The sequence below is a fragment of the Rodentibacter genomosp. 1 genome (assembly GCF_001999285.1).
Taxonomy (GTDB): domain Bacteria; phylum Pseudomonadota; class Gammaproteobacteria; order Enterobacterales; family Pasteurellaceae; genus Rodentibacter.
In genome coordinates, this window is record NZ_MLHN01000011.1 from 93,857 (window position 1) to 105,852 (window position 11,996).

The window sequence follows — 11,996 nt, forward strand, 5'->3', positions numbered from 1 at the left end:
AGCAATGCAATATCAAAATAAATTTAGTTTAAATCAGCTCACTATCCGAACATTTACCGTATTTTGGCTCGGCTTCTTTGCGATGATGATGCTTGTGGTGACACTACCCTATTTTGATAATAGTCTTTACTCTTTATTAAAAGGGAGTGAAATTACTTACTACCAAAAGAAAATTGAAGAATCAATTCGTAGCAATAAAATTAAATCACTGATGTCTGAAGTTCCTGTGCTACCCATTGATAAATCGGATAATGCACGACCTATCCTATTCAACCCTAACACAAAAGAAATCCTCGGTGCATTTAGCAGTGAAAAAGACCACATTTATCGCTTCATTGATAATGTCAGTGAATTTTCTCACCCAATGAAGAAAACATTTAAAGATATTCAGATTGCAGGTCCTTTTCAAATTTACTTAGATGACTTTAATGAGCCCTTTTCACTTTTGTTTATCTCTTGTATAAATCCATATCAAGAGATATTAGTATATATGATTGATCACCCTATTATTCTTTTATTACTGACTGTCTTTATTACCAGCCCATTGTTATGGTGGTTTACCTATACTATTGTAAAACCAATCTCACATTTACAAAAAGCCGCTAATTCTATTGCACTCGGAAATTTTGAGGTTAACCCACAATTAACCAAACATGGGCCACTAGAGCTTCGCCAAGTAGGGCAAAGTTTCAATCGAATGGCCAAATCAATCAATCATTTGATTTCAAATCATCAAAACTTACTTTCTTCTATTTCCCATGAACTCAAAACACCGCTTACCCGATTACAATTAGCGACAGCTCTTATTCGCCATCAAATGGGTGATAGCCTTGCGGTGAAGCGAATTGAAAAAGAAATTGAACAAATGGATAAAATGATCAATGAATTATTACTCATCTCCCGTCAAAAAATGAATACACACATTGAGCGAGATGTTTTCCCCGCGGAAAATATTTGGAACAACGTGATACGGGATGCCCTCTTTGAAGCCACTCAGAAAAAAATTAAATTTGAACAAAATATCAGTTTGCCAGACGATGGTAAACAAGTCTTCCTCAACGGCAATATTAGTTTATTGCAAAGTGCGGTCGAAAATATTGTTAGAAACGCGTTGAAATATACAAAGGATAAGATCAAAATTAATATTTTTATCCAAGAAGAAGAAGAAGAAGAAGAAGAATTTCTCAGGATCCGCATCGATGATAACGGATCCGGTGTACATCCCGATGAATTTGAAAAAATCTTCGACCCATTTTATCGTGTTGATGAAGCCCGTACACGCGCAACCGGCGGCACCGGATTAGGTCTATCAATTGTTTTAAACACAGTTAAAGAACACCAAGGAAAAGTTTGGGCTGAAAAAAGTGAACTCGGCGGCTTAGCCGTGACGATGGCTCTGCCACTTTGGCTAAATAAGTAGTGACTACCCTTTTTACAATATTATTATTCTGAGGTGAACACAAATGCTTACATTTAGGATCACTTTTCACTAGCACTTACAGCCTTTTTCTCAACAATAATCCCAACACGGTGGGCTTGAGCGACCGCTTGAGGCTTGCTTATCTTTAATCGTAGCCATAAAATGCCAAAACGCTGTAGTAACTGGTCAGCCACCTCATAAGCGACTCTCTCAATCAATAAGAAAGGTTTTGACTGTACATAATCTAGGATAAATTGGCTCACTTCCGCATAATTTAGGCAATGTTGTACATCATCGGTTTCTGCTGCTTTTCGGCAATCCCACGCCATTTCAAGATCAAAAATAAGCTTTTGCTTAATTTGTTGCTCCCAATCATAAACGCCAATTTGAGCAAATACCGTTAATTCTTCAATAAAAACTTTATCCATGGTTAGATTCCTTCAAAATTATTGTAGGCGTATGCTATCAAGTTTAGGTAGAATATCGAATCAATTTTATCGTTCTGAGGTAAAAAATGAGCCTATTTGCTATTCTTTATATGATTTTTGCCTATCTTTTAGGCTCAATTTCCAGTGCTATCTTAATTTGTAAAATGATGGGATTACCCGATCCTCGTCAGCATGGTTCTCATAATCCCGGTGCGACGAACGTACTTCGCATTGGAGGCCGATGGGGAGCATTGGGGGTACTGATTTTTGATATTTTAAAGGGAATGTTTCCTGTTTGGGTCGGATATTACCTTGGACTTACACAATTTGAATTAGGAATGGTGGCATTAGGTACTTGCTTAGGGCATATTTTTCCCATTTTTTTCCAATTTAGGGGAGGAAAAGGCGTTGCTACAGCATTCGGTGCGATTGCGCCAATTGCATGGGCGGTAGCCGGATCTATTTTTAGTACTTGGCTTATTATCTTCTTGGTGAGTGGTTATTCTTCTTTAAGTGCAGTGATTACCGCATTACTCGCACCTTTTTATGTATGGTGGTTTAAACCTGAATTTACTTTTCCTGTTGCATTAGTAAGCTGTTTATTAATTTACCGCCATCATGATAATATCCAACGTTTATGGCGTGGGCAAGAAGACAAAATGTGGTCAAAATTTAAGAAAAAATAAAACCTGCTACTCAGCAGGTTTTACACTTTAAAAAATCCCTAAAAACTGACCGCACTTTTCAGTTTTTTCAATGCGTTAGCTTCTAGTTGTCGAATACGCTCTGCAGAAACATTATATTTTGCCGCTAAATCGTGTAAGGTTGCTTTATCATCATCTAACCAACGGGTTTTAATAATATCCTGACTACGAGCATCAAGGTTCTTCAATGCAACGCTTAACTGCTCTACAGCTTGGCTTTCAAAATTTTCATTTTCAAGTTCAGCTGCAAAATTAGAACTTTTATCTTCTAAATAAAGCGATGGTGAATAAGTTTCTGAATCACTATCATCTGTGGGTAAGTCAAAGCCCACATCTGCACCTGTCATACGTGATTCCATTTCAATCACATCTTCTTTAGATACGCCTAGTTCATTTGCGACCATATCGACTTCATTGTCATTGAACCAACCTAAGCGCTGTTTTGTTTTACGTAAATTAAAAAATAATTTACGTTGTGCCTTTGTCGTTGCCACTTTCACGATGCGCCAGTTTCGTAAGACATACTCGTGAATCTCAGCTTTAATCCAATGTACGGCAAATGAAACTAAGCGTACGCCTACTTCCGGATTAAAGCGTTTAACCGCCTTCATTAAGCCAATATTGCCCTCTTGGATCAAATCCGCTTGAGGTAAACCATAGCCGGAATAACCACGTGCTACGTGAATAACAAAACGAAGATGGGACAATACTAATTTTTTAGCGGCCTCAATATCACCGTTATAATACAAACGTTCTGCTAATTCTTTTTCTTCCTCAGCAGTCAACATTGGATATTCATTTGCTGCACGAATATAGCCTTCAATACTGCCCTGAGGAACCAACATCATTTGTGTTTCTTTATCCATCTTTTCCTTCTTTTCGTTGGCATCTGCCAATTAATGCCTCTAGTTATAGCACAATAAAAGGTTTTATTGAACTAATTTGTATGGTAAGACAGGTTTTACCAATCAAAAGTTCAAATTTTTGATTAATTCTTTAATGCTTCAAGATGTAGTACTAACTCTTTCTCAATAACATTGAAAAGTAAATCAATGTTCGGATGTTTACCCGGATTCTGTCTAGCATCTTCAACGTGTTCAGCAAACCATTCTATACCTTGCTGTGCAGAAGTGCGGTCTAATTTTCCATTAAATTTCTCTGCAAGCCCATAATAGAGACGTAACGAGCCAAGTTTACCCTGTATTGCAGGAATATGATGAACGACCTCATCTCCCTGTTTCACATTTAATCCTGATAGATGCTCAATCGTTGGAAGTCCATTCAAAATTTCGTTAAAAGTCATTTTATTGTCCTTTATATTTATAAGATTCTTCTACCTTTATGCCATTATGTTTGAGTGAGTTTTTCTAGTTAAGAAATCGCTTTTTCACTATCTACTTCACCATCTTTCCCTATAAACCGTACTTCAGGTTGTAAAAATACGCCGAATTTCTCCGCGACGGTTTTACGCACATAATGAGCTAATTTCACAACATCTTTTCCCGTAGCATTCCCTTTATTAATCAAAACCAGCGCCTGCTTTTCATGAACCGCTGCCCCACCAATTTGGAAACCTTTGAGATGACATTGATCTATTAACCAACCTGCAGCTAATTTGACCGAACCATCGGCTTGTGGAAAGTGCGGTACATTTTCAGCCTGTTTTTGAATTTCAGCGAACTGTTCAGCAGTCACCACTGGGTTCTTAAAAAAACTACCGGCATTACCCAATTCATTTGGATTCGGTAACTTATTTTGACGAATCCGACAAACTTCATCAAAAATTTGTTTTGCTGTGACTGTTTTAGGATCAAAATTAACAAGTGAGCCGTATTTCAACACAGGTTGCCAATTTTTTGCAACTTTTAATCCCACCGCTGTAATAACATACCCCGTTTGATAATGATGTTTAAAAACACTTTCACGATAACCAAATGCACAATCTTCCGCACTTAAACGGCATAATTCATTGGTATTCAAATTTAGCACCTCTACATAATTGCAGAAGTCTTTAAATTCCACACCATAAGCCCCAATATTTTGAATCGGTGCGGAACCGGCACAGCCCGGGATCAAAGCAAGATTCTCTAAACCATAAATCCCTTGTTCAAGAGACCATTTCACTAAATTATGCCAATTCTCACCGGCATTAACGTGAAGATAATGGAAATCATCATCTTGCTTATAGCTAATGCCGAGCAAATGGTTAATGATTACCACTCCCTTAAAATTTTCTAAAAATAGCATATTGCTACCTTGGCCAAGAAAAAGTATCGGTAAATTTTGAGCAAGAGCTTCAGCCCAAGTTTGTTTTAGATCCTCGAGCGCTTTTACTTCAATAATCTTATGTGCCTCAACCGGAATATGAAAAGTATGAAATGGTTGTAAACTTTGCATTGTATTTCCTTAAAATAATGTCTGTGGCAAGGTAATTTTGACTTGCGTACCGCCTTGTTGACGGTGATTAATGGTTAATTCAGCATTAAGCTGGCGACTCCGCTCCGCCATAATATTTAAACCGTAGTGCCCCGTTGGTTCATCTAAGCTTGGAATACCAATACCATCGTCTTGAATCAGTATTTCATATTCACCCTCGGTATTCGTATAAGCTCTAATTTCAATGAATTGCCCCTTTGAATGTTTAATCGCATTCAGCGTGGCTTCCCTTACAATTTGCAATAAATGAACAAGTTGTTGCGGGTTTAAACTTTGTGAGGGTAATTCACTACTAACGGTCATCTTCATTGATGTTTGTGGACGTAAGGAATCAATCACTTGCTCTAATGCTAGTTGTAGGTTCGCCTCTTGTACCGTTAATCGGAATGTCGCCAATAATTCACGTAACTGAGCATAACCACTGGAAAGGGCTTGCTCAAAATCCTCAATAATCGTTAGACTTTTCTGTTTGGCAAGCTCACCTTCTTTCTGTAAATTATGTTTCAATAAGGTCAGTTGGATTTGTAAAAACGATAATACCTGAGCCAAAGAATCATGTAATTCTCGTGCGATAATTGACCGCTCTTCCATTAATAAAAGATGCTCTTGTTGTCTTTGGCTCTTGTGAAAGAAAAGTGCACGCGCTAACATCTGAGCCAAATTTTGCATCATACGAGGATCAGGGCAAGGTAACCCAGCTTGCCAAGAAAGCACGCCTAAGGTTTCATTTTCAACTTTCAATTCAACGACTTGTAAACTTTGATCTGTCTGTTTTTCACCAAAAAGGATATCCCAATGTTCTGCCCCCAACACTTCCAATTCAATATAGCGCAAATGTTCACTAACACATATGTGATTCAACAACTGACTAAGCGTTGTCTCATTAATTGAATTGACCGTAAGTAATTGAGAACTATGATAAAGCGTCATTAAAGAGCGGTTACTTTGGCGCAATTTTTGGGTTTGCTCGTTTACGGCATCTTCAAGTCTCGAGTAGAGTTTACCCAATTCTGTTGACATCTGCGTAAACACTCGAGATAAAGTACCAAGCTCATTATCATTTTCTGTATGCAATGGAATATGGTTAAACTGGCGCATTTGTACTTGCATACTCGCCCTTGTCAGTAACTTTAAGGGTTTTACCACTTCACGTCGGGTAAACCAAATCACATAAGATACCATGCCTACAATCAGTAACATGGAAAAACACAAGACAGATAAGGCAAAAAACCATTTTTGTTCACTAAAACGTTGCAATTCAAACACAAAATAATCTACTTCACTCACATAATCCGTCAGATTCAGGCTGTATTGCTGAATATCGCTTTGGCGGGCAAAATTTTCCATTTCGGCCCAACGTTTAAGAATAGTTTGATAGGACTGTTTGACGCCATCAGGGGTGAAAAGCTGATGTTGAATATCAACCAAACTTGGCGCTCGGAGACTTTTTTCATAAAAACTCAGATTTTTTTCAACCGTGTCCGGTTGCTTTTCCATCAAATATAACAGGCGATAACTTTGCATCCGCAAAGATCCGGAAACATTAATGGCTTCCGCATCGGATTTATTGCTTGCCATAATTGCCAAACTCAAGGAAATGATCACCCCTGCGACAATAATGATAAGAGAAAGATATTTCGCAATACGTAAAGAAACGGAACGGGTAGCCTGCACGACAATGCCTTTACTAGAAAAAATTGACATTAGTTTAGCATGAAAATGTGATGAATTTTAAATACAAATCCACCCATTAGTATAAGGTGGATTTGATAAATTAGGCGAAAATCAACCGCACTTTATTGTAATGCTTTGCCTTTTAATTCCGGTATAAGAAAAACCGTGGCAACCATATCAATCACATAAATAATTGCTAAGAATGCAATGGCAAGGCTGAATGAGTAGGTAGAAACAATCGCACCCACAACAACCGGCCCGAAACCTCCGACTGCCCGCCCTAAGTTGAACAGGACATTTTGTGCGGTAGCTCGTGCTTCCGTAGGGTAAGCCTCCGCCATTAAGGCACCATATCCTCCCATCATACCGTTCACAAACATCCCCAGAAACGCACCGGCAATAAGCATTACAGTAGGATCGGTAAGTTGAGAATAAGCAATAATGCTGACAACCGCACCGAATTGGAATAATAAGAAACTTGGTTTTCGCCCTAATTTATCGGCAAGGCGACCAAAAACCCAAATCCCTAACATCATGCCACATACGGTAACTGCCGTCCAAATGCCTGATTTTGTTAAACTAAATCCGAGTTGTTTGGAAAGGAAATTAGGCATCCAGATCATAATGCCGTAGTAGCCAAAATTTTGTACGGATGTCAGCACGACAACCCCTAAACTCACTTTAGCCGTCGCTTTATCTTTCACTAAAAGTTTAAAAGATTCCAATTTTGATGTTTTTTGTGCTGAAAGTGCGGTCTGTTTTTGAGTAAAAATTTCAGGTTCGTGCAAACGAGAACGTAAATACCACGCCACAAATGCCGGAAAAATACCAAGAATAAACATACCACGCCAGCCAATATGAGGTAGTAATATCGGTGTCAATAATGCCGCACCTAACACACCGACTTGCCAACCCAGTGCCACATAAGAAGCCGCTTTTGCACGATGGCGTGCCGGCCAAGCCTCAATAGCAAGTGCCATACCGATGCCAAACTCACCGCCCAAACCGATACCGGCGATAGTACGATAAATAAGCAAATCCCAGTAACCTTGGGCTAATGCGCATAAACCGGTAAAAACAGCAAATAATACGATAGTCCAAGTCAGGACACGTACTCGACCGTATTTATCGCTTAATGCCCCGAATACGATTCCACCGAATACGGCGCCGATTAGCGTCCAAGTAACAAGCGATCCTGACTGAGCAGGCGTAAGACTCAGATCGGCAGAAATCGCGCTGAGCATAAAACCAAGAATCAGTAAATCGAAACCGTCCATAGCATAGCCGACGGCAGAGCCAATAAGGGCTTTCCAGCCGTATTGATTGACTTTAGTTGTCATATTGATGTCCTTTTACTACTCACAGGTAGTGTTTAAAGTGATAGAGGGGTTATGTGATGAGCCAAAAACTATCCAGACTCAAAACCGGGGGCGTAGTTTAAAGAATCTTTTTCTTTTAAGCAAATAAAAAGCACAGGGGCAAAACACTGTGCTTTAAAAATTATGCTAAATCAACCGCACTTTATTCAACGGTTACTGCTTTTGCAAGATTACGTGGCTGATCCACATCTGTCCCCTTGATTAAAGCCACGTGATATGCCAATAACTGCATTGGTACCGTATAAAAAATCGGCGCAATGATTTCGTTTACTTTTGGCATAGTGATAATTTTCATCCCTTCTGTTTCAGTGAAACCGGCCTCTTTATCCGCAAAGACATATAATTGCCCCCCACGAGCGCGTACTTCTTCAATGTTAGATTTTACTTTTTCTAATAAATCATTGGTTGGCGCTACCACGATCACCGGCATATCTGCATCAATGAGTGCCAATGGACCGTGTTTTAATTCCCCGGCGGCATAGGCTTCTGCATGAATGTAAGAAATTTCCTTTAATTTCAAAGAGGCTTCCATGGCAATCGGATAATATTCGCCACGACCTAAAAACAGTGCATGATGTTTTTCAGCAAAATCTTCCGCAAGAAATTCAATATCTTTATCAAATGCTAAACCTTTTTCAATATCTGCCGGAAGGGAATGCAATGCCTTAACAATTTCTTTCTCTTTTTCATCAGAAATATTGCCATTGAGTTTTCCAATTGCGGTCACCAACATGAGCATTGCCGCTAATTGGGTCGTGAAAGCTTTTGTTGACGCCACGCCAATTTCCACGCCGGCACGAGTCATAAAGGCAAGGTCGGATTCGCGCACAAGAGAAGAACCTGCCACGTTACAAATTGTCATTGCCGCCATATAGCCCTTTTCTTTCGCTAAACGGAGTGCTGCCAAGGTGTCCGCTGTTTCACCCGATTGAGAAAGAGTGAGTAATAAGCTGTTTGGGCGAGTGACAAATTTGCGATAACGGAACTCAGAGGCAATTTCCACATCACAGCTTACACCTGCAAGAGCCTCAAACCAATAACGTGCGACCATACCGGCATTATAAGATGTACCACAAGCGACAATTTGTATGTGCTGAACTTTCTCTAAAATGTCTTTCGCCCCATTGCCAATAGATTCCACTATCACGTTATTATGATTAATACGACCCTCCATCGTATTGATCAGTGCAGTCGGTTGTTCAAAAATTTCTTTTTGCATAAAGTGACGGAATTTGCCTTTCTCCGCCGCATCATTTTCAAGATTAGATTCATGCACTTCACGCTCAATCTTATTACCCTGCATATCATAAATATCCACAGTACGGCGGGTGATTTCTGCAATATCACCCTCTTCTAAGAAAATAAAACGGCGGGTTACGCTCAATAATGCTAACTGGTCTGATGCTAAGAAATTTTCACCAATCCCTAAACCAATCACTAATGGGCTACCGGAACGGGCTGCCACCAAATGTTCTGGATGATTGCGATCTAGCACCACCATACCATAAGCACCGGTAAGCTGTTTTACGACTTTTTGTACCGCTTCAAGTAAGGAATCCGAACTGCGCATTTCCCATTCCACAAGATGGGCTATCACTTCCGTATCAGTTTGTGAAAGAAACACATAACCACGGGATTTTAATAATTCACGTAATTCTTCATGATTTTCGATAATACCGTTATGTACCACCGCAAAATTGCCTGAAGTATGAGGATGGGCATTGGTTTCTGATGGTTCACCATGCGTTGCCCAACGTGTATGCGCAATACCGGTGCCACCGATTAACGGGTTTACTGCAACCGCTTCATCCAATGCTTTAACTTTGCCCAAGCAACGTACACGTTGTAATTCACACTGTTCATTGACCACCGCTACACCGGCTGAATCATAACCACGATACTCTAAACGATGTAATCCATTAATTAAAATTTCTGCTACATCACGTTGTGCTACCGCACCGACAATACCACACATAAGTTTTCCTTAATTGACTAACTACTTTGAAAAATAATGATAATTTTGACCGCACTTTAAACGCAGATTACTTCTACACCCTGTGCCAAAATTGCTTGTTTATCTTGTTCCAACAACCCACTGTCTGTAATCAATACATTAATTTGCTGCCAATTCAATTCTAGATTTGGCATTTTTCGACCAATTTTTTGGGATTCCACCATCACAATCACTTCGCGTGAAACTTCTGCCATTACTTGGCTTAACCTGACCAATTCATTAAATGTGGTTGTTCCTCTTTCGAGATCAATACCATCTGCGCCAATAAAAAGCTGATCGAAATCATAGGAGCGTAACACCTGTTCCGCCACATTGCCTTGAAACGATTCGGAACGGGTATCCCAAGTCCCGCCCGTCATCAGTAGAGTCGGTTCATTTTCCAACCCCCTAAGCTCCGTTGCCACCGACAGGGAATTTGTCATCACAATCAAGCCTTGTTTTCGATTCAGTTGCTTAATTAATGCCGCCGTGGTGCTGCCACTATCTACAATAATACGATTATGATCTCGAATACGCTCTGCGGCTGCCTTGGCTATGACTATCTTTCGTTTCGAAAGTTCCTCATTTTCACTTTCATCAATTATTTCTTTCGGCATTAGGATTGCCCCGCCATATTTACGCAGTAAAAAACCACTACTTTCCAACGCGGTTAAATCCTTACGGATAGTCACTTCTGAAGTGTCAAACAACTGAACCAGTTGTTCCACTGCCACTTCACCCTGCTGTTGTAACAGTTGCATGATCGCATGTCGGCGTTGCTGTGTATTACGTGGCTGGCTGTTTCGTTTCATTGGCTGATGATTAGGATTTTGCAAGATAAATTTCGGTTCGGAAGTTTATAGAAGAGCAATGTCTTTGTAAAGCTATTTTAGGTAACAAAAAACCCTGTTAAAAAACAGGGTTTATCATCATTCTTATATCAATTATTTAATTGCATCTTTTAATGCTTTACCGGATACGAATGCCGGCACTTTAGACGCAGCAATTTGAATTTCCGCACCGGTTTGTGGATTACGACCGGTACGTGCAGCGCGCTCGTTTACTTTGAATGTACCGAAACCGATTAATTGTACCGGCTCACCTTTTTTAAGGCTTGCAGTGATCGCATCTAAGGTTGCTTCTAATGCAGCTTTAGCTTGTTTTTTATTTAGCTCTGCAGCACTTGCAATTGCATCAATTAAATCTGTTTTGTTCATAACTTGTACCTTTTGTTAATTTAATTTGTTTCTCTAATATAAAGCGCGCTACCAAGCACTCTGTCTAGGCAACAACAGCTGAGCGAAAGGATAATCTAAGTTTTAAGGAAATAAAAGTAAGATTTTTAAAATTTGTGATAAATCTCACGTTATTGATTAAATTCTACGCCAATGTTGGATATACATTCAGCCCGAATCTCATTCTTTAGATCCAAAATCAGGGCGACATCCCGCTTTTCACAAGCTCTTAACAAGCGATAAATCTGCCACTGAATATCCAATTCTCGTTGAATATCCTCATTCTCTTTTAGCTCATGTTCAGAAAAATCACGACTATTTTCTGTTTCTAATAATGACCTGATCGTACCTAAGGAAATTTGGCTAATTTCAATCGCTTTTTCTAAGGTTTCACCCGCAATAATCGCATGTAAAATTTCGGCGAGCGCCTCTGCTGCGTCCAATGCGGCGACTACGCCGAAATTGTCATAATTGTTCACATCAGGAATAATGTTTTCTAGCTTTTCAAGCTGATTTTCAAAATTGATTTTTGCCTCTTTTATCGTTAAATATTCCCAAACAAGGTTGAGAATATTTTGATAAATTTTTGCTTCCCTTTCTTGATCATTCATTTTACAGAACAACTTGAAATTTGGAGCCATACGTTCACACAAGGCAGCCATAAAGGTTAAATGTTGCCAACTTTCAAGGTTTTCTAAACGTTTATGAATAGGATTTCTCAGAGATC

General features: G+C 39.5%; 12 protein-coding genes. 2 read left to right on the forward strand and 10 right to left on the reverse strand.

Features of this window, described 5'->3' with window-relative positions; genetic code table 11:
* Nucleotides 1–4 precede the first annotated feature (4 nt).
* Nucleotides 5–1,420, forward strand: a complete 1,416-nt coding sequence (gene cpxA / locus BKK54_RS07465; RefSeq protein ID WP_077542477.1) for an envelope stress sensor histidine kinase CpxA — start codon at nucleotides 5–7, stop codon at nucleotides 1,418–1,420.
* 59 nt (nucleotides 1,421–1,479) lie between these two features.
* Here cpxA and folB read toward each other — a convergent pair whose 3' ends face one another.
* Nucleotides 1,480–1,848, reverse strand: coding sequence for a dihydroneopterin aldolase (gene folB, locus BKK54_RS07470; RefSeq protein ID WP_077542478.1), 369 nt, complete (start codon nucleotides 1,846–1,848; stop codon nucleotides 1,480–1,482).
* An 86-nt stretch (nucleotides 1,849–1,934) separates the two neighbouring features.
* On the opposite strand from folB, the gene plsY reads away from it, so the two are divergent.
* Nucleotides 1,935–2,534 carry a glycerol-3-phosphate 1-O-acyltransferase PlsY gene (plsY, locus tag BKK54_RS07475; protein ID WP_077542479.1) on the forward strand — a complete coding sequence of 200 codons (600 nt, stop codon included), beginning with the start codon at nucleotides 1,935–1,937 and terminating at the stop codon, nucleotides 2,532–2,534.
* 38 nt (nucleotides 2,535–2,572) lie between these two features.
* On the opposite strand, the gene rpoH is transcribed toward plsY, so the two are convergent.
* The 9 genes from rpoH to BKK54_RS07520 all read right to left on the reverse strand — a co-directional run bounded on the left by rpoH (nucleotide 2,573) and on the right by BKK54_RS07520 (nucleotide 11,991).
* Complete coding sequence (gene rpoH / locus BKK54_RS07480) at nucleotides 2,573–3,418, reverse strand: RNA polymerase sigma factor RpoH (RefSeq protein ID WP_077542480.1); 846 nt, start codon at nucleotides 3,416–3,418, stop codon at nucleotides 2,573–2,575.
* 122 nt (nucleotides 3,419–3,540) lie between these two features.
* The gene (locus tag BKK54_RS07485) at nucleotides 3,541–3,855 is read right to left on the reverse strand and encodes a DUF2322 family protein (RefSeq protein WP_077542481.1); all 315 of its coding nucleotides are present in this window, start codon (nucleotides 3,853–3,855) and stop codon (nucleotides 3,541–3,543) included.
* Nucleotides 3,856–3,923: 68 nt separating this feature from the next.
* Complete coding sequence (gene murB / locus BKK54_RS07490) at nucleotides 3,924–4,949, reverse strand: UDP-N-acetylmuramate dehydrogenase (protein WP_077542482.1); 1,026 nt, start codon at nucleotides 4,947–4,949, stop codon at nucleotides 3,924–3,926.
* Nucleotides 4,950–4,958: 9 nt separating this feature from the next.
* Nucleotides 4,959–6,662, reverse strand: coding sequence for a nitrate/nitrite two-component system sensor histidine kinase NarQ (gene narQ, locus BKK54_RS07495; protein ID WP_143541445.1), 1,704 nt, complete (start codon nucleotides 6,660–6,662; stop codon nucleotides 4,959–4,961).
* Between the two features lie 122 nt (nucleotides 6,663–6,784).
* Nucleotides 6,785–8,002 carry an MFS transporter gene (locus tag BKK54_RS07500; RefSeq protein ID WP_077542484.1) on the reverse strand — a complete coding sequence of 406 codons (1,218 nt, stop codon included), beginning with the start codon at nucleotides 8,000–8,002 and terminating at the stop codon, nucleotides 6,785–6,787.
* A gap of 181 nt (nucleotides 8,003–8,183) precedes the next feature.
* The gene (gene glmS / locus BKK54_RS07505; RefSeq protein ID WP_077542485.1) at nucleotides 8,184–10,016 is read right to left on the reverse strand and encodes a glutamine--fructose-6-phosphate transaminase (isomerizing); all 1,833 of its coding nucleotides are present in this window, start codon (nucleotides 10,014–10,016) and stop codon (nucleotides 8,184–8,186) included.
* Between the two features lie 56 nt (nucleotides 10,017–10,072).
* Entirely contained in the window at nucleotides 10,073–10,846 is a 774-nt protein-coding gene (locus BKK54_RS07510) for a DeoR/GlpR family DNA-binding transcription regulator (RefSeq protein ID WP_077542593.1), read from the reverse strand.
* Nucleotides 10,847–10,978: 132 nt separating this feature from the next.
* Nucleotides 10,979–11,251: an HU family DNA-binding protein gene (locus BKK54_RS07515; protein ID WP_005641275.1), complete on the reverse strand. Its 273-nt coding sequence runs from the start codon at nucleotides 11,249–11,251 to the stop codon at nucleotides 10,979–10,981.
* A gap of 149 nt (nucleotides 11,252–11,400) precedes the next feature.
* Nucleotides 11,401–11,991: a YjaG family protein gene (locus tag BKK54_RS07520; protein ID WP_077542594.1), complete on the reverse strand. Its 591-nt coding sequence runs from the start codon at nucleotides 11,989–11,991 to the stop codon at nucleotides 11,401–11,403.
* Between the last annotated feature and the right edge of the window lie 5 nt (nucleotides 11,992–11,996).